21 protein-coding genes and 1 other annotated feature are annotated in these 22,893 nt (G+C 53.5%); of the genes, 2 read left to right on the top strand and 19 right to left on the bottom strand.

The annotated features are described in order from the left end of the window. Positions 1-77: 77 nt before the first annotated feature. From ACI1P2_RS17605 to ACI1P2_RS17615, 3 genes are all read right to left on the bottom strand, one after another. On the bottom strand, positions 78-2,768 hold the full coding sequence (locus ACI1P2_RS17605; RefSeq protein WP_355321157.1) for a ComEC/Rec2 family competence protein: 2,691 nt from the start codon (positions 2,766-2,768) through the stop codon (positions 78-80). 80 nt (positions 2,769-2,848) lie between these two features. Next, positions 2,849-3,367, bottom strand: a complete 519-nt coding sequence (locus ACI1P2_RS17610; RefSeq protein ID WP_355321158.1) for a deoxycytidylate deaminase — start codon at positions 3,365-3,367, stop codon at positions 2,849-2,851. A gap of 72 nt (positions 3,368-3,439) precedes the next feature. Continuing rightward, positions 3,440-4,039: a ComEA family DNA-binding protein gene (locus ACI1P2_RS17615; RefSeq protein ID WP_408976265.1), complete on the bottom strand. Its 600-nt coding sequence runs from the start codon at positions 4,037-4,039 to the stop codon at positions 3,440-3,442. Between the two features lie 177 nt (positions 4,040-4,216). Between ACI1P2_RS17615 and comER the strand changes: the two genes are divergently transcribed. Beyond that, complete coding sequence (gene comER / locus ACI1P2_RS17620) at positions 4,217-5,062, top strand: late competence protein ComER (RefSeq protein ID WP_355321160.1); 846 nt, start codon at positions 4,217-4,219, stop codon at positions 5,060-5,062. Here comER and leuS read toward each other — a convergent pair. Continuing rightward, positions 5,043-7,484 (bottom strand): leucine--tRNA ligase, encoded by a 2,442-nt coding sequence (gene leuS, locus ACI1P2_RS17625; RefSeq protein WP_355321161.1) that lies wholly within the window; start codon positions 7,482-7,484, stop codon positions 5,043-5,045. The genes comER and leuS overlap by 20 nt on opposite strands. A gap of 62 nt (positions 7,485-7,546) precedes the next feature. Beyond that, positions 7,547-7,806, bottom strand: a binding site (T-box leader). Positions 7,807-8,095: 289 nt separating this feature from the next. On the opposite strand from leuS, the gene ACI1P2_RS17630 reads away from it, so the two are divergent. Then, positions 8,096-9,472 carry a glycoside hydrolase family 64 protein gene (locus tag ACI1P2_RS17630; protein WP_355321162.1) on the top strand — a complete coding sequence of 459 codons (1,377 nt, stop codon included), beginning with the start codon at positions 8,096-8,098 and terminating at the stop codon, positions 9,470-9,472. Between the two features lie 347 nt (positions 9,473-9,819). Here ACI1P2_RS17630 and ACI1P2_RS17635 read toward each other — a convergent pair whose 3' ends face one another. The 15 genes from ACI1P2_RS17635 to spoVAC form a co-directional block, all read right to left on the bottom strand. Beyond that, a complete protein-coding gene (locus ACI1P2_RS17635) occupies positions 9,820-10,593 on the bottom strand; it encodes a class I SAM-dependent DNA methyltransferase (protein ID WP_355321163.1) in 774 nt (257 codons plus the stop codon). A gap of 33 nt (positions 10,594-10,626) precedes the next feature. Continuing rightward, the gene (locus ACI1P2_RS17640) at positions 10,627-11,541 is read right to left on the bottom strand and encodes a CvfB family protein (RefSeq protein ID WP_355321164.1); all 915 of its coding nucleotides are present in this window, start codon (positions 11,539-11,541) and stop codon (positions 10,627-10,629) included. Next, positions 11,538-11,885, bottom strand: coding sequence for a ribosome silencing factor (gene rsfS, locus ACI1P2_RS17645; RefSeq protein ID WP_355321165.1), 348 nt, complete (start codon positions 11,883-11,885; stop codon positions 11,538-11,540). Before rsfS ends, ACI1P2_RS17640 begins: the two co-directional genes overlap by 4 nt. Beyond that, complete coding sequence (gene yqeK / locus ACI1P2_RS17650; protein ID WP_355321166.1) at positions 11,886-12,479, bottom strand: bis(5'-nucleosyl)-tetraphosphatase (symmetrical) YqeK; 594 nt, start codon at positions 12,477-12,479, stop codon at positions 11,886-11,888. Further along, positions 12,469-13,053, bottom strand: coding sequence for a nicotinate-nucleotide adenylyltransferase (gene nadD / locus ACI1P2_RS17655; protein WP_355321167.1), 585 nt, complete (start codon positions 13,051-13,053; stop codon positions 12,469-12,471). The genes yqeK and nadD overlap by 11 nt, the downstream gene beginning before the upstream one ends. 27 nt (positions 13,054-13,080) lie before the next feature. Beyond that, positions 13,081-13,371, bottom strand: coding sequence for a ribosome assembly RNA-binding protein YhbY (gene yhbY, locus ACI1P2_RS17660; protein WP_355321168.1), 291 nt, complete (start codon positions 13,369-13,371; stop codon positions 13,081-13,083). A gap of 112 nt (positions 13,372-13,483) precedes the next feature. Continuing rightward, the gene (gene aroE, locus ACI1P2_RS17665) at positions 13,484-14,350 is read right to left on the bottom strand and encodes a shikimate dehydrogenase (protein WP_408976266.1); all 867 of its coding nucleotides are present in this window, start codon (positions 14,348-14,350) and stop codon (positions 13,484-13,486) included. Positions 14,351-14,434: 84 nt separating this feature from the next. Continuing rightward, a complete protein-coding gene (gene yqeH / locus ACI1P2_RS17670; protein WP_355321170.1) occupies positions 14,435-15,562 on the bottom strand; it encodes a ribosome biogenesis GTPase YqeH in 1,128 nt (375 codons plus the stop codon). Continuing rightward, positions 15,559-16,086: a YqeG family HAD IIIA-type phosphatase gene (locus ACI1P2_RS17675; protein ID WP_355321171.1), complete on the bottom strand. Its 528-nt coding sequence runs from the start codon at positions 16,084-16,086 to the stop codon at positions 15,559-15,561. The genes yqeH and ACI1P2_RS17675 overlap by 4 nt, the downstream gene beginning before the upstream one ends. 92 nt (positions 16,087-16,178) lie before the next feature. Next, complete coding sequence (locus tag ACI1P2_RS17680) at positions 16,179-18,413, bottom strand: DUF4129 domain-containing transglutaminase family protein (protein ID WP_355321172.1); 2,235 nt, start codon at positions 18,411-18,413, stop codon at positions 16,179-16,181. After that, positions 18,414-19,658 (bottom strand): DUF58 domain-containing protein, encoded by a 1,245-nt coding sequence (locus ACI1P2_RS17685; RefSeq protein WP_408976262.1) that lies wholly within the window; start codon positions 19,656-19,658, stop codon positions 18,414-18,416. It abuts the gene before it with no gap. A gap of 3 nt (positions 19,659-19,661) precedes the next feature. Beyond that, on the bottom strand, positions 19,662-20,621 hold the full coding sequence (locus tag ACI1P2_RS17690) for an AAA family ATPase (RefSeq protein WP_355321174.1): 960 nt from the start codon (positions 20,619-20,621) through the stop codon (positions 19,662-19,664). Between the two features lie 177 nt (positions 20,622-20,798). Continuing rightward, positions 20,799-21,149 carry a stage V sporulation protein AE gene (gene spoVAE, locus ACI1P2_RS17695; protein WP_355321175.1) on the bottom strand — a complete coding sequence of 117 codons (351 nt, stop codon included), beginning with the start codon at positions 21,147-21,149 and terminating at the stop codon, positions 20,799-20,801. 5 nt (positions 21,150-21,154) lie between these two features. After that, on the bottom strand, positions 21,155-22,171 hold the full coding sequence (gene spoVAD / locus ACI1P2_RS17700; RefSeq protein ID WP_355321176.1) for a stage V sporulation protein AD: 1,017 nt from the start codon (positions 22,169-22,171) through the stop codon (positions 21,155-21,157). Next, positions 22,168-22,698 (bottom strand): stage V sporulation protein AC, encoded by a 531-nt coding sequence (gene spoVAC / locus ACI1P2_RS17705; RefSeq protein WP_355321177.1) that lies wholly within the window; start codon positions 22,696-22,698, stop codon positions 22,168-22,170. Before spoVAC ends, spoVAD begins: the two co-directional genes overlap by 4 nt. Between the last annotated feature and the right edge of the window lie 195 nt (positions 22,699-22,893).

Below are 22,893 nucleotides of genomic sequence, written 5' to 3' on the forward strand. Positions count from 1 at the left end.
TGTGAACCCGGAAGAGACCCCTTAAGCTATTAAATCTCTTCTTAGAATAACAGAAAAAGGGAGGTTAGTCACCCGAATTACAACGGCTCCGGTGCTTCCAGCTTATGCCTTTTCTCGATGTTTCCGCCACTCACCCTTATTTGAACTTCCCCCTGGATGTCTGTCCGGTAAATATCAGCTCCCGAACGGTCCAATCGCTCCAACACTCCTTCGTTCGGATGCCCGTATGTATTGTTCACTCCAGCAGAGATGACAGCGGACGCAGGCTTCCAATAGGACAGCCATTCCTCCGAGGTTGACGTCTTGCTGCCATGATGGGCTACTTTCAGAACATCCACCCCTTCACGGTGTTCATTTTTTGCCCCCTCCTGCCCGATCCACAATTGCTCCACCGCCGCATCCATATCTCCGGTAAACAGAAAAGACGCTCCCGCCATCTCCAGTAGAAATACTACGGATTGCTCATTCTGCTCTTCGTCCACAGGCAGCCTATCCTTCTTGTTCTCCGGATGCATGAAAAGCAGCCTGGTCTGTCCGTCAGGCTTCAGCTCCAGCCCGCGGCTTGCGCCGTACACTGGAATCTTTTGCTCCAGACAGATTTGCAGAAGCCCGTCTATGGAATCCTTGCCCGTCAATGTCCCGTTGAATATAAAAGACTTCACCGGAATTTCCTCCAGTACCGCCTGCATCCCCCCTGCGTGGTCCTGATCCCCGTGTGTCAAGATGAGCGCATCCAACTGATGCACACCTCTTTGCTTGAGAAGCGGGACGACCGTCTTCGCGCCTACTTCGTAGGGATCCTTCCGCCGCTTCCATGCATTCTTGCCTGTGTTGAAATCCATGGTCCCCCCGGCATCAACCAACAGGTGCCTGCCTTCCGGGGTAGTGATCAGGATGCTGTCTCCCTGGCCCACATCGATGAATTGAACAACTCCTGCCCCGCCATTGTCCGGCGTCCGGTAGCCCATGTAAAGCAGTAAAATAAAGCATACGCACAAGCCCGCAAAAGCTGCATAATTCCTGCCTGCCATGCGAATCCCGGCATATTTGGCGGCACCTTCGGCATACCAGGACACCGACCACTCCGGCACGGCCGACAAGCCGAGCGGCTCGGGACGATGCCCGTGCTGCCCATGCTGTTCACGTGTGAGGGTCCTCTGCCCGTGTCGGTTCAGGTCTTCCGTAAGCGGCTGTGTAGCATATTCTTCCACCAAGGACGGGGATCTCGAGTCACACCATCTTTTTACAATACGCAGCAGACCATACAGCACCGCATAATAGACCATCACCCACCAAATGGAGGCGGAAGGCCATATCGTGACGTATCCGTCAAAGCCGTTCAGCCACCTTACCAGCGCGAATGTCAGCTCATTCAGCCGCTCGGCCGGCCATGCGATCAAGCGCGCTCCTCCCTCCCAGCAAAACGAGAGCAGCAGCGCTGCCGCTCCTAAAGGAAGCACAATGAAGGTAAGGACAGGGACAAGAACGAAATTGGCGGCAGTAGATAATAGGGAGAACTGATTGAAGTAAAAAATGGTCAGCGGAAAAGAAACCAGCTGTGCTGTGATCGTGATGGAGGCGGACCCGCCAAGGGCAGGCGGCCATGCTGCAAATACCGGTCTGAGCAGCGGTCCGTAAATCATCAATCCTGCCGTCACAAGGAAAGACAGCTGAAAGCTGACGTTGACGAGCAGGTAAGGATTCCAGAGCAGCATCATGATTGCTGCCGCACAGAGCGTATTCAACCCGTCCTTCAGAAGTCCCCGCCTTGCCGCATAAAGACCGATCATTGCCATGATCCCGGCCCTCACCACGGACGGGGAACCGCCGGTAATGAGGACGTATGCAGGTACCAGGGCAAATACGATCCATAAAGCCGACTCCCGCGTGAACCGCAGCAGTCTGAGCATATAAAGCAGCGCTGCCGTAAATACAGCGACATGCATGCCGGAAATGGCAAGAATATGCGTCAGTCCGAGACGCGTAAATTCACCATACAGATCAGGGTCAATGTCATCCGTTATGCCCAGTACCAGACCTTTCATGAACCCGGCATGGATCTGCGGCGCAAAGGCCGTATCCATCCGTTCTCCAAGCAGAATCCTGGCGTTATCACTCCAGCGCAGCAGGCTGTACCTGCCCCACGAGCCTGTCTCCAGAATGGAGACGGAACCCGCTCCTTTGCTCTGCAGCAGCCAGTGGATTTGCCTCGTTTTCAAATAATTCCGGTAATCGAAGCCGCCAAAATTCCTTGCTCCCTCCGGCAGCTTCATCGTTCCCGCAAACGTGATCCGGTCTCCCCGGGTCCAAGCTCGGGCAGTATTCTGTTCTTCCTCTGCGGCGAGCCTGACCTGCACAAGCACTTTCTCCGATATCTCCCGGGATTGTGCGGACTCCGTCGCGTCACTCAGAGCTATGAGTTTAAGCTCAAACTCCGCTTTATTTCCATCCACCTCAACAGGAGAGGCAATCCAGCCTTCCGTCCGCACCAACCTGCCGTCAAGCTCGCCTCCCGCGGCATGCAGGACCTGCGGAATTCGGCTTGCCTGAAAATGATCATACAGTTCCCAGTACAGCCCGCCGGCGGTTAAAATCAAAAAATACAGCGAAGCCTTCCGCCAGGAAATTCTACACAGCCATACGGCAAGCGGCAGCATGAAAACCATGCCTGCCCACATGCCAAGCAGAACCTTGCCGGAATAAAGACAGGCAGCCCCGGAGGCGGCAATCCAGCATACGGTCGCGGCAAGCAGCGGCCTGTTCTTCATCATACTCCTCCTTTGCAATTAACAAAAAAAGGAACCCCTGCCCGCGCTCTTGCGGCAGAGGTTCCTCCTCTTTAAAACTATTAATTTGATACTTTCATCCATGTCTGATGGGGCGGCTGATAGTTCTCCATCTGCCGGAACACAATGCCCTTCTGCTCCATAAGCTTCTTCACCTTGCCTGTGTCCTTCGGGTAAGGACGGTGATAGATCACTTCAACAATGCCGCTGTTCGCCAGCATATTGGAGCAGGTCCAGCACGGCTCGTCCGTGACATACACGGTTGAGCCTTCCCGGTCGATCCGGTCCGTGAACAGCAGCAGATTCTGTTCCGCATGGATCGTGCGGATGCAGCGCTGCTTTTTGACCAATTCCTCCCTGCCGTCCGTCACAACAAGCTCAACCTCTTCGGAAATCATACAGCCTGCTTCGGAGCAATCCGGAACTCCCGATGGGGCTCCGTTGTAGGCCGTGCCCAACAGCTTTTTCCCCTGTACAAGCACAGCCCCGACATGACGGCGCGGACAGCGGGAGCGGGTCGATACCATATAAGCGATATCCATAAAATACGTATCCCAGTCTTTGCGTTGCTCGGCGCTCATAAAAATTACCTCCAGCACACAGATAGTGTTGGCTCTCAGATCGAATTCGTTACAACATCTACAACACAACATCTACAACTGAATATATGGCTTCATCTTCAGCAGCATTTTGGATCCAATGCCTTTCACTTGGTCCAGATCGTCCACCTGCTTGAAGGGGCCGTGCGCATTGCGGTAGTCCAGAATGGCCTGCGCCTTTTTGGCGCCAATGCCCGGCAGCTCCATCAGCTCCGCCGCCGAGGCGGTGTTGATGTTGACCATTTTCCCATCAGAAGGGTGCGGCGCGGATGCATCCGTGTCCCCCGCGGGCTCAGCTGACTGCGGCTGAACAGCCACAGGAGGCTGCTGCTCCGTCACGGGAGCGGCTGTTTGCTTGGGGGACGTCTGCTCGACAGCCGTTTTCTCTACAGCCGTTTTTTCCGCTGCAGCGTCTTCAGCTTTAGGATCAGACCCGCCAGAGACTTCGCCCGTCCCCTCCCCGGTGGAAGACGCCTTTTCAGATATAGCAGAAACCGCCTTGCTCTCTTCTGCTGCCCGTTCCTCAATAACCGGGTTCAGCGGGGTCCATCCCGGCTCAGGTGCCGGCTCACGGCTGCCGGAAAATAAGATCAGCCCGCTGCCTGCGACGGCCAGCGCCACCGCAGCGGCATTCATTGCACGCTTCAATCCAATCAATCGTCCTCTCTCCATAGATATCAGACAGTCTCAAGCCAAAACCGCCTACTCCAAAGCTTCGTACTTTAGAAGCTGACGTCCCGCCCAAAAAGTCGTCATGATGTCCAAGGCCGGATGCATAAACTATGAAGAATAACTGCGGCTTATTCAACAGCTGAAAGGAGGACGTTAAGCATGAAGGTAGGTTTTATCGGGACCGGCAGCATGGGCAGTCTGCTCATAGACGCTTTTATTAACGCCGGCGCCCTGACCCCTTCGCAAGTTACGGCAAGCAGCCGTACATTTGCCAAAGCAGAGAAGCTCGCCCGCCGCCATCCCGGCCTGAACCTTTCCTTGCGGAACAGCGACACGGCGGCGGACAGCGATATTGTGTTTATTTGTGTAAAACCCCTGGAATTTAAAAGTGTGATCGACGAAATCCGCAATTCGGTTTCGCCCGAACAGATTGTTGTATCCATCACAAGCCCTCTGCTCATTGAAAGGCTGGAGAGCGAGCTCCCCTGCAAAGTATCCAAAATTATACCCAGCATCACGAATCTGGTCGGCAGCGGAGCCTCGCTATGCATACATGGCAGCCGCATCAACGAAGAGGACCGATATATACTGGAAAATCTGATGTCGGCCATCAGCAGGCCGCTCCGCGTACCGGAAGCGTTCACCAGAGTTACTTCCGACTTTGCCAGCTGCGGCCCTGCGTTTCTCTCCTATTTCCTGGAGCAATGGATTAACGCCGGCTCTGAACTGACCGGCATGGACCGCGGGCAGCTCTGTGAGCTCGCCGGTGAGATGCTGCTCGGCACAGGAAAGCTGCTGACTGAAGGCGGGTTCACTCCTGCCGAGCTGCAATCCAGGGTAGCCGTACCCGGCGGGATTACGGCCGAAGCGCTCAGTCTGCTGGAAATGAGCCTCCATAATGTGTTTCATGAGCTGATCAGAACCACACATGACAAGTATGAAGAAGACGTCCGCAGAGCAGACGCCTTATTCAGCTCGGAACAGCTTAACCGGCAACAATATTGACGAGTTTGCCGGGAACGGCAATGACCTTGCGCACCGTCTTGCCTGCAAGCGCCTGCCGTACATTTTCCAATGACATGGCATGCTCCTCCAGCGCCTTGGCGTCCAGATCCTTGGATACCGTCGCACGCTGCACGATTTTGCCGTTAATTTGCACAACGATTTCCACCTCGGCGTCCACGGTCCATGCCTCATCATATTCAGGCCACGGAACATACGAAATGGTGCCGCTATGTCCCAGCCGTTCCCAAAGCTCTTCTGCAAGGTGAGGCGCCAGCGGGGACAGAAGCTGCACAAAATGCTCCATACCTTGGCGCGGCAGGCTTTCCACCTTGTAGGCTTCATTGACGAAAATCATCAGCTGGCTGATCGCGGTATTGAAGCGCAGGTTCTCCAGATCCTCGGTCACCTTTTTAATGGTCTTATGCCAGGTGCGTTTGAAATCATCCGTTCCGCCGTCCGGCGTGATTTTGCTGTTCAGACTTCCGTCTTCCGAAATAAAGAGTCTCCATACGCGGGACAGGAAGCGATATATACCCTCTACGCCATTTTCGTTCCATGGCTTTGTGGCCTCAAGCGGCCCCATAAACATCTCGTACACGCGCAGCGTATCTGCGCCCTGTTCGTTAACAATATCGTCAGGGTTAACGACATTGCCGCGGGACTTACTCATTTTTTCATTGTTGGTGCCGAGAATCATGCCTTGGTTGACCAGTTTGTGGAACGGTTCCTTCGTCTCCACTACGCCCAGATCGTACAGCACTTTATGCCAGAAACGGGCATACAGCAGGTGAAGCACAGCATGCTCGGCGCCGCCGATATACAGGTCGACAGGCAGCCATTTGCGCTGCTTGTCTTTGGATACCAGCTCCTTGTCATTGTGCGGATCAATGAAGCGAAGGTAGTACCAGCAGCTTCCCGCCCACTGCGGCATCGTATTCGTTTCGCGACGCGCTTTCATGCCGGTCTCCGGATCAATCGTTTCCACCCATTCCGTCACATTGGCCAGCGGGGATTCTCCCGTACCCGACGGCTTGATGTGATCGACATCCGGCAGGACAAGCGGAAGCTGGTCTTCCGGAACGGTCTTCATCGTGCCGTCCTCCAGATGCAGGATCGGGATCGGCTCGCCCCAGTAACGCTGGCGGCTGAACAGCCAGTCCCGCAGACGGTAGGTCACCTTTCCTTGTCCTTTCTCCTGCTCCTCCAGCCAGGCGATCATTTTGGCGATCGCTTCTTCGTTGTGAAGTCCATCGAGGAAGTCGGAGTTCACGTGCGGACCGTCTTCGGTGTAAGCTTCCTTCGTTACATCCCCGCCTGCTACCACTTCAATAATGTTCAGGCCGAACTGCTTGGCAAACTCCCAGTCACGGGTATCATGTCCAGGCACCGCCATAATGGCCCCTGTACCATAGCCCGCCAGCACGTAATCGGCAATCCAGATCGGCAGCTTGGCCCCGTTAACCGGATTAATGGCGTAAGCCCCTGTGAATACGCCTGTTTTATCCTTAGCCAGATCCGTACGCTCAAGATCACTCTTGCGTGCAGCCTGCTCCTGATACTGCTTCACGGCGTCCTTCTGCTCGGCTGTTGTGATGACATCCACTAGCTCCTGCTCCGGAGCCAGCACACAGTAGCTTGCGCCAAAAAGCGTGTCCGGACGGGTCGTAAACACCGTCAAGCTCTGGTCATGGCCTTCAATCTCGAAATGCACTTCGGCACCCGTGGATTTTCCGATCCAGTTGCGCTGCATATCCTTAATACTTTCTGACCAGTCCAGCTCCTCCAGGTCCTCCAGCAGACGCTCGGCATACTCCGTAATTTTCAGCATCCATTGACGCATCGGCTTGCGGATGACGGGATGACCGCCCCGCTCGCTCTTGCCGTCGATGACCTCTTCATTCGCCAGCACCGTGCCCAGAGCCGGGCACCAGTTCACAGGCACCTCAGCCACGTAAGCAAGGCCGCGCTTGTAGAGCTGAATGAAAATCCACTGCGTCCATTTGTAATAATCAGGATCGGTGGTGCTGAATTCGCGGTCCCAGTCATACGAGAAGCCAAGCGATTTAATCTGGCGGCGGAAATTGTCGATATTCTTGAATGTAATATCGCGCGGATGCTCACCTGTATCGAGCGCGTGCTGCTCGGCCGGCAGGCCGAAGGCATCCCAGCCCATCGGATGCAGGACATTGTAACCTCTCATTCTTTTATAGCGGGACACGATGTCCGTTGCCGTGTAACCCTCCGGATGACCGACATGCAGTCCTGCCCCGGACGGATAAGGAAACATATCCATTGCGAAAAACTTCGGTTTGTCCGGATCCTCTCCGGTGCGGAATGTTTTATTCTCTTCCCAATGCTTCTGCCATTTCGGTTCAATGTTTTGCGGCTGATAGCCGTGCTTCGGCTGTGTCGTTTCACTCATACTGATTTCCTCCTCATACGGTCTGCAACAAAAAAAACCTCCGCATCCCGTAGCGTGTCTGCGCTAGGGACGAGAGGTTGTTTCCCGTGGTACCACCCTAGTTAGTAGCTGGCGTTCTTCACCGCTACTCCCTTAAGCACCCTGTAACGGGGGTGATCCGATGCGGCTTACTTGCTTATGTACAGAGAGGCTGCAGCCTTCTGTCCCGCGTTGACCGCATATCTCCGAGGCGAGTTCATTCCGCTCGTCAACCGGCTTGCACCAACCGCCGGCTCTCTAAAATGACCAAGACAAAATTACTGTTCCTCATCAGTGATTTTTAACGCAAATATTGCCACCATTATATGAAATACAACTCGATATGTCAATGCCGGCTCTCACAGGCCATTATATCCTGGTTTATCGGGCAATATTCGACAGACAGAGACTAATGGCTTAGGCACAGAGGTTTATTTTTGAAGAAGGGTGCATTTTTATGTTGAAACCGCTTCCATTTTTTGAAATAATCGTGCTACAGCAGCGAATTGACAAACAGGAATGTCGACATATGGATGTAGTGCAACCAGTGCAGACTCAAGCTTTGAAAATCAGAGTATGAGGAGGATTGGCCAATGCGTAAAGTATGGAACTGCATCGCTTTCACTGCTGTTGTGCTGTTGCTTAGTTTTATTTCTTATTCACCAGGTGATCGCGCCTATGCTGCCGATTACACCCAGGGAGTGTCTGTTTCGGGTACGACGGCAACCATCTGGTTCGATTCCAATGTGAATACAACATGGGTGGATGTTCATTACAAGGTCAATTCAGGCGAGCAGCAAAATTTGAGAATGAGCTATGACAGCAGCACCACAAGGTATGTCCAATCGATTAACAATGTAGCCGCGGGCAGTGTAATCACTTATTTTTTCACCTATAACAACGGAACTCCAGCATATGATACCTCATCCTTCACCTATACGGTCCCCTCAGGCGGGACTACAGAACCGGACAATCCATCCGGCGGCACATCCATTTATGACATTGCAGCATCGTCCATCCCCGGCCCGACCGGCAATGGGAAGCTAACCTTCCGCTTGCTGAACGGAACCAATGGCGCATACAGCGATCAGCAAATCTATTGGGGTGTTCTCGGCATCAACCCGGAAAACGGGCGCTGGAGCTATCTGGATGCCTCGGGCCAGCTGCAGCCGATTTCCACAGCATTAAATGACGCCCCAGGACATCTGAGCAAAAAAGGAAATAATTATGCGAATATTTATCATACTCTCTCCAACTCTTATGTAAATTTGCCGAAAATTACGTCAGGCCGCATGTTCATCTGCGTCGGGTCTCCGTGCTACATTAAAACCTATGACACCGGCTTTGCGGGCCCGGACATCAATAACCCGACCGACCCCAACCGGGACATTTATTTTGATTTCATTGAGTTCACGGTAGATGATGCAGGCTATCATGGCAATACGACACGTGTGGACGGCTTCGGCTTCCCGATCCAGCACAGGCTGGTCAACCGCGCCGGCAACTATGACCGGACCGTGGGCGAGCTGGAATCCGAAACGCGGGCGGGACTGTTCCAGAAATACCGGAATGAGGTGCCGCAACCTTTTAAAGCGTTGGCCGATGTGCAGGCTCCTTACCGCATTGTAGCGCCGATTCACGGTTCGTTCGCCTCCGGGGGCGCCAATGCCAGCTATTTTGCCGGTTATTCCGGCTACAACACCCAGGAAATTCTGCTTTGCAACGGTGCACTGCAGGAGGATTCCGCCAAATGCTCAGCCATTAACCGCCACGTCTATGAAAATCCGGCGAATTGGAATAATGTTTCGGCCTATTATCAAGCTGCTCCAGCCAACTTTTACGCCAAATTCTGGCATGATCACAGCATAGACCGCCTGGCCTACGGCTTTGCCTATGATGACTACAACGGACAAGCCTCTTACCTGGAGGTCGGCGATCCGAAGGGACTGCTGATCCGGGTAGGCTGGTAAAGAGCTTTATAACCAAAGACGCCGTCTCTGTGCTTGAGCGGCGTCTTTACTTGTCCCCCCTTTACGGGGAATATGCCCTCTTTTCTTTTTACGCGCACAAACAAGGGGAACCTATGGGCCTTGTACTTTGTTTGCACTTTGTTGATGGTATGAATACGCACGCAGCAGCGGAGAGAACGAAGCAATTCCGGATAAAGCGGAGCGGTCGCATTTGTCCCCGAATTTCTACCGATAAATCATAATTAGGAAATTTGGGGACAAGAGCGATTGTAGGAATGCTTCGTTCTCGGAGCGTCTCAGAACGTAAAAAAGAGGTGCCCACGTCATAAGGCACCTCTGATATCCACTTATTTTACTGCAACGTAGAACAGCCTTGAGGCGTCATCCCCCGCATCCACCCATTCGAAATCGGCATAGACCCGGACCTCGCGAAAGCCTGCTTTAACCAGCTCCGTTCTCATCCATTCGGGATCATAAGCCCGCTGCACATGCACTTCCTCGAAGCGCTCGTACAGATTGCGCCCTTCCGCCTCCGCGCGTGCGAAAATGCTGAGCCGGTGCTCGATTTCACTGCGCTGCACATCCAGCTCGCATGTCCAGATGTAAGAGATGGAACGCTCATCCAGCACAAACGGCTGTTCTTCATCATAACGCCTGAACGTATTCGGGTGATGCACATCAAACAGAAAAGTCCCGCCAGGCTTCAAGCCTTCATAGGTTCTGCGGAACACACGGGTGATGTCCTCTTCCTCCAGCAAATAATTCACACAATCACAAAAGGAAATGACCGTGTCCACCGGCTCCGGCAGCCTCCAGTCCCGCATATCCTGCTGCAGCCAGCGGACGCTTCCTTCCCGGAACAACCGCCTGCCCTGGGAAGTCGCTTCCATCTTGCTGCGGGCGACAGCCAGCATATCGGAGGAGAGATCAATGCCGGTCACTTCGAACCCCGAATTGACAAGCGGGATCGTGATTGCGCCCGTACCGCAGCCGAGCTCAGCCACGCTGTGTGGCATGCCGTGCTTTTCCCATGCCTTCCTGGCAAAACGCAGCCACTCCGGATAGGGCATATCCTCCATCAATTCATCGTATACATAAGCAAACTTCCGGTAAGAAGACATGTTAACACCGCACTTTCCATTTCCTGCACAGAGCTACTTCTGAGGATCTTGGTTATTCTGCTCCTTCGGCATCTGCTCGGCCAAATAGGTCCAGTTCTCCTTCTGCACAATCAGACCGTCCTTCATCAGCTTGCCGAGAGCCCGTTTGAACGCGGATTTGCTGATTCCGAAGCGCTGTTTGATAATATCCGGGGGCGTCTGGTCGGAGTATGGCATGCCGCCACCCGGCCGCTCCTTCAGGAATTCAAGCAGGCGTTCAGAATCTTCCATACGCCCCACTTCCTTGCGCGCAGCCATGGCCAGATTGACGCGTCCATCTTCCCGGACATGCGTAACTCTCACCTTGACCGTCTCTCCCAGGCGCAGCATGCGGCTGCGCTCCGAGGCATGAATCATGCCAATCGCGCCAAACCCGAGCACACCCCCGTCTACCAGCACAAAGGTGCCCATTTGCAAAGGCTTGTACACCGTCGCCTCAACCCATGTATTGACCCAAGACTGCGGCGCGTGAAAGGTCAGGGGAGACAGCTCCTGCTCTCCCGCCAGCTTGGCGCGCAGTCTCCCCTGCTTGTCATGCTCCATAATGGCAAAAACATGGTCGCCAACCCTGGGATGCAAATCCTTGTTTTCCGGCAGCTCCCGGATGGGCAGCAGCAGCTGACGTCCGAGCCCCATTTCGAGAAAACAGCCAAGCCGGGGATGAACATCCGCCACCTCCAGCCTGGCCATTTCACCCAGCGTCAGATAAGGTGTCTTCATTGTCGCGGCAATCCGATCCTCTGTATCATAAAAGATAAAGACGTCCAGCCGCTCGCCTACCTCGATTTTTCGCGTCAGTTCGGTATAATGCAGCAGCACGTCCTGATCGCCATAACTGAGAAAATAACCGTACGGTGACACCTCGCGGTCCACCATAATGTTAACCATTGTTCCAGCGATCAAATTCATACTGTCTCCACGACCTTGGCATCAGACCAAAGCCTTTCGATATTGTAATACTCACGCTCATCGCGGTGGAACACATGCACAATGACATCTCCGAGATCCATCAGCACCCAGCGTGCCGAATCCATCCCTTCAATACCTTTTACGATTCCGCCCTTCTCCATAACCTCTTTGCGGATCGCGGTGACGATCGCCTGCACCTGGGTGTCCGAGTTCCCGTGGCAAATCATGAAATAGTCGGCCACAAGGGAAATTCCGCGCAGGTCAAGCGCCACAATGTTCATCGCTTTTTTGTCATCGGCGGCGGTAACCGCAAGCTGTAAAAGTTCATCTGGTTTTATTGTCATTCACAAACCTCCGTGAGATTGAATTTTTAATTGCTGCACAAGATAATTGCGCGATAATACCGTTAATGGGTAAATCACTTTCCGCTGCGTGAGCAGCAGGGAAATCGTTGAATCAAAACCGGCCACCAGCGCCTCCTCAAGGCTATGTTGGGCCAGTTCGCGGATCTTATTCACACCGGGAAAATCTCTTCCTGGTTCAATGTAATCAGCAAGACACACCACTTTATCCAGCAGGCTCATATTTTCTCTGCCCGAAGTATGCCAGCGGATCGCATTCAGCACCTCGTCATCCTCGACTCCATAGTCTTTGCGGGCAACGATAAAGCCTGCTTCCGAGTGCCAAAGCTGCTTATCATGCTGCAGCAGCTCTTTGCTGCTCTCGCTGCTTTCCTCAATGACTGCCTTCATCTGTTCCACAGGCCAATACTTGGCCACATCATGCAAAATAGCGGCCAAATCCGCCTTGACGGGATCTGCCCCATACTTTTTCGCCAGCTCTGAGGCGGTTTGCATAACGCCGAGTGTATGCTTCCAGCGTTTTTCCGGCATCTGGCCGGATACGATCTCTATCAGCTGCTCACGGCTATATTTCATACATGCTTCCCCTTGTAATAAATTCATACACCCGATCAGGCACCATGTAACGGACAGAATGCCCCGCAGCGATGCGCTCCCTGATGTCTGTCGAGGAAATATCCACGACCGGCATATCGGCCAGCTTCACCCTGTCATGCAGAAAAGCGGGCAGCTCATCAAGCTCAAGCTCATAGCCCGGCCTTCTCACGCCGATAAATACGAGCCTTTGAGCCAGTTCCTCGATATGCTCCCAATGGGGAAGATAATTGACCATATCCGCGCCGATAATGAAAAAGAGCTCTACCCCGGGGTGCAGCTCCTGCAGCTCCCTGATCGTCTGGAACGTGTAGGACACGCCGCCCCTGCGGATTTCATGATCAATGGCCTCAAATGCAGGGTGGCCCTGCACGGCTTCCTTCACCATCTGCAGTCGCTCTTCGCCAGCAGCGCCGGCCCCTTGCTTATGCGGAGGGATGTGGGAAGGCATGAACCATACCCTGTCCAGCCGGTAAGTATCATAGGCCGCTTCGGCTGCAAGCATATGGCCGATATGGATAGGATCAAACGTTCCGCCCATAATTCCGATTCTCATAGCTCCACCTTTATCCCGGATACGTCATTATGGAAGCTCGATTTGCTTATTATCGCGGGATTCCTTGTAAAGGATAATCGTGCTGCCGATCACCTGCACCAGCTCAGAGCCGGTCTTGCCGGCCAATTCCTCGGCAATTTCATGTTTGTCGTCCAGATTGTTGTTCAAAATGGACACCTTCATCAGCTCGCGCTTCTCGATCGCATCATTAATATGACGGATGAGATGATCATTCGTTCCGTTCTTCCCTACCTGGAACAAGGGATCAAGATGATGCGCCAGCGAGCGCAAGTAACGCTTCTGCTTGCCTGTTAACATGTTATTATATACTCCTTCATGGCCGGCCGGTAACGGATCAATGCCGTACCGGGCTCACGCCTCTCTCAATTAGCAAATTCAGTTAGTTGGTTAATCAACCAAGACTTACAGCTTAGGCCAGGCTATCCAGCACAGCCTGCCGCATGACCTGCACGTCCGGCCGGAATCCGAGCCAGTGCTCGAAAGCGATCGCACCCTGGTATACGAACATTCCGAGGCCGCCGTGCACCTTGCATCCCCGCTGCAGTCTGCTTTCACGAAGCAGCCGGGTTTCCAGCGGATTGTAGATCAGGTCGCTGACCACGATCCCTTCCGGGATAAACTCCACCGGCAGAGGCATATCTTCCGTCTGCGGATGCATACCGACTGAGGTGGTATTGATCAAAATATCCACGCAGGGAAGATAGCTGTGCGACTGCTCCATGGAGTATCCTTCCACTGGTATCTCTGCGTTAAATTCATCGGCAAGCTGTTGTGCCTTGTCTTTCGTCCGGTTGACAATAATCACCCGCTCAGGCCGCTCCTGCAGCAATGCATATACAATTCCTCTGCTCGCGCCCCCGGCTCCAAGCAGCATCACCGTTTTACCCGCCAGATCAGGAACAGCTTCTTCCTTAAGGGATCGGACATAACCGGCTCCGTCTGTATTATATCCCTTCAGTTTGCCGTTTGCATGCACAACCGTATTGACGGCCCCGATTTTCTTCGCTGCCTCATCGAGTTCGTCCAGATAGTCCATCACTGCAACCTTGTGCGGGATCGTCACATTGATGCCCAGAAAGCCCTGCTCGCGGATGTTCTGCAGCGTCTGCTCCAACTGGTAGGATTTTACGTGCAGGCGTCTGTATTCCCCTTCAATGCCTGCCGCGCGAAAAGCGGCCGCCATCATGACCGGAGATTTGGAATGCGCAATCGGATCACCGATAACGCCCAGCAGCACAGGTTTTTTGTCATTTATATGGTTTGCATTCCCCATCATGGCTATTACGCTTCCCTTCATGCCAAAAGTATGAACGGCGGCAGGAACTGCCGTCCCATACCGCCATGCAGCTCTTCAGCCAGGCTAGATCAATGATGGGCGCACCAATACGCGGATACCGCGCGGCGCGTGCACGGCGACCAGTGCTCCGCTGTTTCCGTTCACCTTGATCCATCCCAGGCCGGATATATAAATATCCGATTCGGATCCCTTGGGAATCCGGAATTCATGTCTCGTCCACTCCGGCATTGCTTCCGCATCCTCTTTGGATGGAGGGGAAAGAAGCTCGCCCGCATGATTCGCGTATAAATCGTCAGCCTTCTCCAGCTTGGTACGGTGAATCTTCAATCCGCCGCTGATGTAGCAGGTAAAGGATTGATGGGCACCTTCAATAAAATCAAAGCGCGCCATGCCGCCAAGGAACAGCGTCTGCCCGGAATCCAGCTGATATACGGCAGGTTTCAGCGGCTTGTCAGGCATTACAGCGGCCAGGTCCTTCCGCGAAACGATTTCACTGAAGCGCCAAGGATACACGATACCCGGAGTATCAATAATGAAATGCCCGTCATCCAGCGGAATGTTGACCATATCCAGCGTTGTTCCCGGATAACGCGATGTCGTCAGCTCCTGCTCCAGATCGCTGTAATCGCGGATTAAGCGGTTAATAAGCGTGGATTTACCAACATTCGTTGCGCCGACAACATAAACGTCGCGATTGCCGCGCTGCTCGGCCACAGCTTCCAGCAGACGGTCAAAGCCCTGGTTCTTCTTGGCGCTGCACAGTACGATATCGGTGGTGCGCAGCCCCTGCTCCTTCGCCTGCTTCTGCACCCAATTGCGGATTTTGTTCCAGTTCGTGACCTTCGGCAGAAGATCGGTCTTGTTGACTGCGAGCAGAACGGGATTGCTGCCCACAAAACGCTGAAGGCCCGAGATCAGGCTTCCTTCAAAGTCGAAGAGATCGACAATATGAATAACGAGCGCGTCTTTGTCGCCGATACGTGTGAGCAGAGCGAGGAATTCGTCCTGATCGACCGTTACGGAAGACGATTCGTTGTAATTTTTAATACGGAAGCAGCGCTGGCATATGACCGGCTCTTTATCGAGCGCTTTCTCGGGAACATAGCCCGGCTGTTCAGGTTGGGCAGTCTGCAGCCGTATGCCGCAGCCGCTGCATTTGACGGCTTGAAGCCCGTCAGGCGTTTCAGTCATTTCTTCTTTTCCTCCTCATTCCAAATGCCTTTTCTGCGAAGCTGCGACAGGGCGATCCGCTCCAGCCGCCGGTTGATGCGGGTTGTCCAGCCTTCATCGTGCAGGGAAATCGGGAGCACAAGCACGGTGTGCAACCCGAGACGGTTGCCTCCGAACACATCCGTCATCATTTGATCCCCTACAACGATCGTCTGCTCCGGGGTCAGCCCTATCATGCTCATCGCTTTACGGAAAGGCGCATTGGACGGCTTGCGGGCAGCATAAATAAACTCGATGTCAAGCGGTGTCGCAAACAGAGAGACCCTGTCCATATTGTTATTCGACACGATCACAAGCTTGAAACCGGCTTTCTTTACCTTTTCAAACCATACGACAAGCTCGGGCGTCGCATTGGGCTCCTTCGCCCCGACAAGCGTATTGTCCAGGTCGGTAATTATGCCCCTGTACCCCTTGGCATACAGGTCATCGAGGTCAATATCAAACACAGTATTCACCCGCAGCCTGGGCATAAACAATTCAAACAAACTCGTTCACCTCTATTTCATACAGCAAACTATAACATAATCTTGGAAGTTAGTAAAAAAGCCGTCCGCCAGCCTCGCGAACGGCATTCAAACTAACCTGATTCGGCCTGTACACGGGCTTGCATTGATTTCATGACCGCGCGCAGCTCTGCCGCATGCGTTCTCACTGCAAGCCAGTCTTCCTCTGTAACAGCCGAAGGGCTGTACCTTGCTTTCTCAAACACCTGCAGCAGCCGTCCCAGCACCGGCGAAAGCTCGGGTGTCTCCCGCTCCCACCGCGTTACTGATTCACGGAGCGTTTCGCTGCCTCCCCGGTTCCAGCCTTTTCGCTGCAGGTAACGAAGCCAGCGCTCAGTTTCGACAACAACCTTCTCACCTGGCGAGAGCGGCCTGCCTGCGCGGAGGTTAAGGATATAAAAGTGCAGTTTGATGCGGTTTCTCCATATAATATACCCCGCCCACAGCATTAATACCGCGGCTGCAGCCCACACAATGCCTGCGTTGATGGTCAGCTCGCCTTTTGGAGCTGCGGGGCTGATCTCCTGCTCCTCCTGCTGAGGCTGCTCTTCCTCAACCTCGGGCGCAGTTACAGGCTCGGCTTCCTCCTGCTGAGTCAGCAGCGGCATATCAAATCCCGGAGTCGCTTCAACCGGAATCCAGCCGTAATCGCCGAAATAAACCTCGGCCCAGGAATGGGCATCCGCATTGGACACCGCATAAGCCGTCATATTTTCACCATTCGCCACCTCCTGGGCATCGTCAAGAAAGACCTGCTGTCCGGGCGCGTAGCCTTTGACCCATCGTGCAGGGATGCCCAAGGAACGGGCCATCATGACGAGCGAGGTAGAATAGTAGTCACAGTAGCCTTCCCGGATATCAAACAGGAAGCTTTCCACGAAATCGTCGCTCTGGGCCCGGGATATATCCGGGTTGTTCGTGTAGGTGTAGTTTTGCTGCAAATATTGCTGCAGCAGGCCTACCTTTTCATATGGCGTATCCGCAGTTGCCGTGATTTGCCGCGCCAGTTCGGTCACCCGCTCGGGAAAATCATCCGGCATCTGCAAATATTCTTCGATTTGGCTTTGGCGGCCTGAGTATAAATCATCGAATGTTTGCCTGCGGAGCTCGCCCTCAGGAACAATCGGCACCTCCGAGATGATGGTATAGGTCCGTGGAAAAGGATTGCCTCTCCGCGTTGAATTCCAGTGCATTTCCGACTGCTCCGGTTTCCAGTTGAGCCAGTCGGTATTCGTACTGCCGTCAATCGATTGAACCCGGTTAATAGAATAAGCGCCGAACAGAACCGGGTAGGATTCCTCGCTGGCCATGTTGACAGTCTGCACGACCTGCTCTGTCTCGATCGCCGGATGACCTTCATTTTTCAGCTCCTCATTTGCCTGCACGGTCTCAAAATCGCTTCTCCGGTTCGCATTCTCCACCCACCCGGTGCCTGTGTATATTCTGCGGGTTTCTCCGCGCCAGTAGCTGCGCTGGCTTGTAATCACGTTCATAACGGGCGAATAGTCGAAATTAAAGCCACCGCCGAGCCGGTTATCCTGCCGGCTGTAGCCGGATTCCGTATTCATCTGCTGATTCAGCGCCCCGGTTCCGCCGGTCATCGTAACCGCTGCGACACCGTTATAATTCCGCCACGCCGTATAGGGGTCCGTCACGGTTGGGGGAACCTCAGGCATATTAACACCCGCAACGATGACGAGTGAAAAGATGATGGCAATGTTCGCCGCAATCTTGAAGGGTGAGCGCCGCAGATGCTTCCAGCCCTGCGGATAACGCAGGCTGAAGCTCTGAAAATGCTTGGAGACAAGCCAGCCCATCCCGGCAAATACGGTCCACGCCACTTCCTGCCACAGAATAGATGGAGTGAAGGAATCCAGAACGCCAAAGGCGACAATGTTGATGCCGAGAAAAACGAGGATGCGCTGCCTGGTGATCACCACGAGCGGAATCAGCTCCAGAATCAGCCAGGCGATCAGCGAAAACCAGATGTAAGGGGTGAGATTGTTGATAAACTCCCCGATTCGGCTACCGGGTGAACCCGAATTTGAGATAACGGAATAAGAGCTGAGTGTTCTGAACAGGATAATAAACACCGCCGCCGCCTTGGCGGCCAGCTTCCATCCCGGCCTGTTCGGAAGCATAATATCGATCACGGCCAGCGCAACCAGTGTGGCAAGCACGAGCGCATTCGTTTCCACAAACCAGATGGTTGAAGTAAATGATAGCCATTGAACGGCAATCAAAATAATCCATAATAAGGTTAAGGCATGATACCAGGACGATATCAGGGAATTCAGCCATTTTTTCATTTACATACCTCCCCCCATCACGGCCGGAAGCTCCTGCAGCGAAGACACACTGTACGCATAAATTCCTCTCTTGCGTACAGCTTCCATCCATTGGTCCTGTTCTCCCTTTCGGCCGGATCCTCCGATATGAACATGGCATGGAATCATGCCCTTTGCATCAGCCCAGCGGAAGATTTCCAATGCCCTTTCATCTGCCAGCGGGCTTACCAGCACAAAAAAGGAGCCCTGCGGAAACTGACGGATGGAACCCTCCAGGCTGCCCATCATATCTCCAGACGGATCAAGGTCAAGATCAACAAGATGATGCAGCATCTTTTGCCGCTCCATCGCATTTTCGCTCGGCTGAATCACCATTCCTCTCCGTCCGGCCGTACACAGGCCAATTCCCATGCGCTCTCTTCCGCCGAACTCCAGAAGGGATGCCGTAGTGGAAACGGCCAGCTCGAATTGGTCGCCGGATTTGTAATGGGCAGACAGATGATCCAGTACGAGCATCGTCTTTGGAACCGTCTCATGTTCGAATTCCTTGGACTTCCAGCTCCCGGTTTTGGCGGTGGCATTCCAGTGAATGCGGGATAACCTGTCGCCGTATACATAATCGCGCACGCCGTTAATCTGGGTCGTCTCCCGCCGCGTCCGTGTAAGGACGGAATCCGGGCCGGCCAGCCTTGTTTTGCGGTTATTCAGCTCCCAATAAGGGATAAATACGACACGGGGCAGAACGCGAAATTCCCCCGGAGCTTTCACCAGCCCCTTGTTTTCCATTAAACCGAAAATGTCTTCGGTGATGAGCTCCGTATCCGCAAAGAAATAACGTCCCCTTTCCAGCGGTGTTGTCTGAAAGGAGAGCTGCCCGTTTCCCTTTATACTGGGGATAATACTCTCTTCAAAAGACCAGGACTCACCCGTATGGCGCTTAAGCACCTCTCTCACAATGATATAAGGCAGCGGCAAAAATCCCGGGATGGACAGATTCAGTCTGACATGAATCTGGTCTCCCGCATGCAGTGTTTCACTGTATTCCGCCCCGCTGGATAAATACCTTACCCCTTTGGCACGGCTAACCCCGCTCATGCTCCCGATCCACAGGTAAATGCCCAGCAGCGTTACCATGGAGAGCAGCATAAAAGAGGTTTTGCCCCCCTGAAACAGCACATACAGCAGACACGCCAGCCAAACCCCGGCAAACAGCCAAATCCTGCCGGATCTTCCGCTCCTTTTTCGCATCATTCGATTGGAGCTCATCGCTTATCTCCGCTCCAGCTGAACAGGAACGTTGACCTGGCGCAGTATGGCATGTACAACCCCCGCAGCGTTGGAATTTTCCATGCGCGCTTCGGGACGAAGCAGCAGACGGTGAGCAAGCACATAGGGAGCAAGTCTCTTCACGTCATCCGGAAGCACATAATCACGCTCATGCAGAAAGGCAAAAGCTTTGACAGCCATCACAAACGAAAGCGCAGCGCGGGGGCTGGCGCCAAGCAGCACGGCGGAATTTTCACGAGTCGCGCGGACAATATCAAGCAGATAGGTGGTTACGACGTCGCTGATATGTACACCGCGAATCTCTTTCTGAATCGCTGCGATCTGATTCATATGGGCAACTGGCTGCAAACGGTCTACAGGCTGACCCTCCTGGTGTCTGAGCAGCAGATTTTTCTCCGTCTCCGCATCGGGATAGCCAAGGCTGATTTTCAGCATAAAACGGTCAAGCTGGGCCTCGGGCAGCATATAAGTGCCTTCAAAATCGATCGGGTTCTGCGTAGCGCACAGCATGAACGGAACGGGCAGCTCGTGCGTTTCCCCATCCACTGTCACATTTCGCTCCTCCATGACTTCAAGCAGCGCGGACTGCGTTTTGGTCGTGGCGCGGTTAATTTCGTCCGCAAGCAAAATATTGGTCATGACCGGACCCGGTCTGAAATAAAAGCGCTCGTCACGCGGATGAAAAATCGATACGCCGGTAATATCGCTCGGCAGGATGTCGGGATTGCACTGAATGCGGCGGTAATCTCCGCGCATGGATTTAGCCAGGGCTTTAATCATTTGCGTCTTGCCTGTGCCCGGCACATCCTCGATCAGGACATGTCCCCCTGCGAGCAAAGCGGTCATTAATAACTGTATTTCAAAGGATTTTCCCAGAATGCAGGATTCAAGGTTGGCTCGAATCGAGGAAATAATCTCAAAGGATTCTTGGCGAACCGGCATAAAATTACAAACCTCCTAAAAAAATAGCAAACATGTTTCCTATTATTGTACATGATGGAGGTCGCAGAGTACACTTTGCTTCGCTGGCAGTTTCGTCATCTTTCTCCAATACCTGCGCTGAAGCGCACCAAAACACCCCATTTGTATGAATGGAGTGCTTAGGTGGCAAATCATTGATTAACCTTTAGGGCGTACGACCAGTGCCGCCAGAAATGAGAAAATAATGGCCGAAGAAATTCCCGCACTTGTCAGACTGAAAATACCTGTGATCACACCGATCCAGCCCTCCTGCTCCAGCTCTGTCAGCGCGCCGTGAACAAGCTGGTTGCCGAAGCTGGTGATGGGGACGGTTGCGCCTGCGCCGGCAAATTTGATCAAAGGATCATAGATACCCACGGCATCAGCAATGGCCCCAACCACGACAAGAGTGGCCATCGTATGTGCAGGAGTCATCTTGAAGCCGTCCATCATAATTTGGCCTATCAAACAGATCGCTCCGCCTACCAGAAAAGCCCATAAGTATTCCATTTATTTCAACCTCCTGATTCAAGCGCAACCGCATGCGCGATACATGGGATGCTGTTTCCCTGCTGATAGGACAGAGGGGACAAAAGCGCACCCGTTGCTACGACAAGTATGCGGTTAAGCTCCCGCTTTTCGAGCTTTTTAAGCAAATGTCCGTAAGTGACGACCGCGGAGCATCCGCAGCCGCTGCCGCCCGCGAATATTTCCGTCTGCTTCTCCCGGTCGTAGATCATCAGTCCACAGTCGTTCATTTCCGTTTTCTCCGGGTCAACACCCTGCTTCTTGAGCAGTTCTTTCAGAATCGGCAGCCCGACGGAAGCAAGGTCACCCGTGACGATCAAGTCGTAATCCTCAGGTCCCCGTCCCGTATCCTTGAAATGCGACAGGATCGTATCCGCTGCGGCAGGTGCCATCGCACCGCCCATATTGAAGGGATCCTTCAGCCCCATATCCACAACCCTGCCAATCGTTGCGCTTTCTACGATCACGCCTTGGTCGGCGTGACCCACAATGGCACATCCCGAACCTGTTACCGTATATTGAGCTGTGGGCGGCTTTTGTCCTCCATATTCTGTCGGGTACCGGAATTGCTTCTCCACCGTGCAGTTATGGCTTACCGTTCCGGCAAGAGCATAGTCTGCGCCCCCTGCATCCACAATCATGGAAGCAAGAGCAAGACTTTCCATAGAGGTGGAACAGGCACCGAACACGCCCATGTAGGGAATGGCAAGCTTGCGGGCGGCGAACGAGGCGCTGATAATCTGGTTCATAAGGTCGCCGGCAATGAAAAACTGTATGTCCTCCTTGGTCAAATTGGAGTTGACCAGAGCCAGTGACGAAGCCCGTTCCAGCAGACGGCGCTCCCCCTTTTCCCATGTGCTTTCGTCAATCTCAAGGTTATCGTAAACGTAGCTGAAGTCTGAGCCCAAAGGACCTTCACCCTCCTTGGGACCAACGACCGTTGCGCTGCCTTTGATGCGCGGCATGGAATCAAACTTCCACGATTGTCCCCCCAGGCGCTTCATAGGTGATTCCCTCCTACACCAAGAATCGCGTAAATAATGCCCACAATAAAAGCGGCCACGGCCCCGAATACGATAACGGATCCAGCCAGCTTGAACATTTTTGCGCCTACGCCGAGCACAAGCCCCTCGGACCGGTGCTCCAATGCCGCCGAGCACATGGAGTTTGCAAAGCCAGTTACCGGAACCGCAGTACCCGCACCTGCCCATTGCGCAAACTTATCATAGACGCCCATACTGGTTAAAATAACAGAAATAAGTATGAGCACGGCTACGGTCGGATTTCCCGCCTCTTTGGCGGTCATATGAAATCCGTTCATAAAACCTTTCAGGATCAGCTGTCCCAAAACACATATCAGCCCGCCTACAACAAAGGCGCGAATACAATTGCCGACGATTTTGCGGGCAGGCTCATGCTTTTTGGCAATTTTTTGGTACTCCTGTTCCTGTATGTTCAAGGACGGGGTAGTCTTTTGCCGCAGGCCTCCCGTCTTTGCACCAGCGCCGGCCGATCCGGAATTGGCTGCCATCATCTACACCCCCTGCAAGGATTCCGCTTAAGCGGTAATGCATATTCATTATTTGCGATCCTGTCCAGCCTTATGAATGGAAAATGATAAGCACGCCGCTGGCGCCGGCGTTTGCCCTTCTGGCAGCAAAAGGAATAGACGTTGGACTTTCCAGCACAATAAAGGCATACTAATAAAAAACAATACGACCACTGG

This window comes from Paenibacillus jiangxiensis (assembly GCF_046098255.1).
Classification (GTDB): domain Bacteria; phylum Bacillota; class Bacilli; order Paenibacillales; family Paenibacillaceae; genus Paenibacillus; species Paenibacillus jiagnxiensis.

What these genes read in the sequence shown, in the direction of transcription:
- ACI1P2_RS17605 (WP_355321157.1), bottom strand. Translation starts at nt 2,768, where the DNA reads ATGAAGAACAGGCCGCTGCTTGCCGCGACCGTATGCTGGATTGCCGCC.
- ACI1P2_RS17610 (WP_355321158.1), bottom strand. Translation starts at nt 3,367, where the DNA reads ATGAGCGCCGAGCAACGCAAAGACTGGGATACGTATTTTATGGATATC.
- comER (WP_355321160.1), top strand. Translation starts at nt 4,217, where the DNA reads ATGAAGGTAGGTTTTATCGGGACCGGCAGCATGGGCAGTCTGCTCATA.
- leuS (WP_355321161.1), bottom strand. Translation starts at nt 7,484, where the DNA reads ATGAGTGAAACGACACAGCCGAAGCACGGCTATCAGCCGCAAAACATT.
- ACI1P2_RS17630 (WP_355321162.1), top strand. Translation starts at nt 8,096, where the DNA reads ATGCGTAAAGTATGGAACTGCATCGCTTTCACTGCTGTTGTGCTGTTG.
- ACI1P2_RS17635 (WP_355321163.1), bottom strand. Translation starts at nt 10,593, where the DNA reads ATGTCTTCTTACCGGAAGTTTGCTTATGTATACGATGAATTGATGGAG.
- ACI1P2_RS17640 (WP_355321164.1), bottom strand. Translation starts at nt 11,541, where the DNA reads ATGAATTTGATCGCTGGAACAATGGTTAACATTATGGTGGACCGCGAG.
- rsfS (WP_355321165.1), bottom strand. Translation starts at nt 11,885, where the DNA reads ATGACAATAAAACCAGATGAACTTTTACAGCTTGCGGTTACCGCCGCC.
- yqeK (WP_355321166.1), bottom strand. Translation starts at nt 12,479, where the DNA reads ATGAAATATAGCCGTGAGCAGCTGATAGAGATCGTATCCGGCCAGATG.
- nadD (WP_355321167.1), bottom strand. Translation starts at nt 13,053, where the DNA reads ATGAGAATCGGAATTATGGGCGGAACGTTTGATCCTATCCATATCGGC.
- yhbY (WP_355321168.1), bottom strand. Translation starts at nt 13,371, where the DNA reads ATGTTAACAGGCAAGCAGAAGCGTTACTTGCGCTCGCTGGCGCATCAT.
- aroE (WP_408976266.1), bottom strand. Translation starts at nt 14,350, where the DNA reads ATGATGGGGAATGCAAACCATATAAATGACAAAAAACCTGTGCTGCTG.
- yqeH (WP_355321170.1), bottom strand. Translation starts at nt 15,562, where the DNA reads ATGACTGAAACGCCTGACGGGCTTCAAGCCGTCAAATGCAGCGGCTGC.
- ACI1P2_RS17680 (WP_355321172.1), bottom strand. Translation starts at nt 18,413, where the DNA reads ATGAAAAAATGGCTGAATTCCCTGATATCGTCCTGGTATCATGCCTTA.
- ACI1P2_RS17685 (WP_408976262.1), bottom strand. Translation starts at nt 19,658, where the DNA reads ATGAGCTCCAATCGAATGATGCGAAAAAGGAGCGGAAGATCCGGCAGG.
- ACI1P2_RS17690 (WP_355321174.1), bottom strand. Translation starts at nt 20,621, where the DNA reads ATGCCGGTTCGCCAAGAATCCTTTGAGATTATTTCCTCGATTCGAGCC.
- spoVAE (WP_355321175.1), bottom strand. Translation starts at nt 21,149, where the DNA reads ATGGAATACTTATGGGCTTTTCTGGTAGGCGGAGCGATCTGTTTGATA.
- spoVAD (WP_355321176.1), bottom strand. Translation starts at nt 22,171, where the DNA reads ATGAAGCGCCTGGGGGGACAATCGTGGAAGTTTGATTCCATGCCGCGC.
- spoVAC (WP_355321177.1), bottom strand. Translation starts at nt 22,698, where the DNA reads ATGGCAGCCAATTCCGGATCGGCCGGCGCTGGTGCAAAGACGGGAGGC.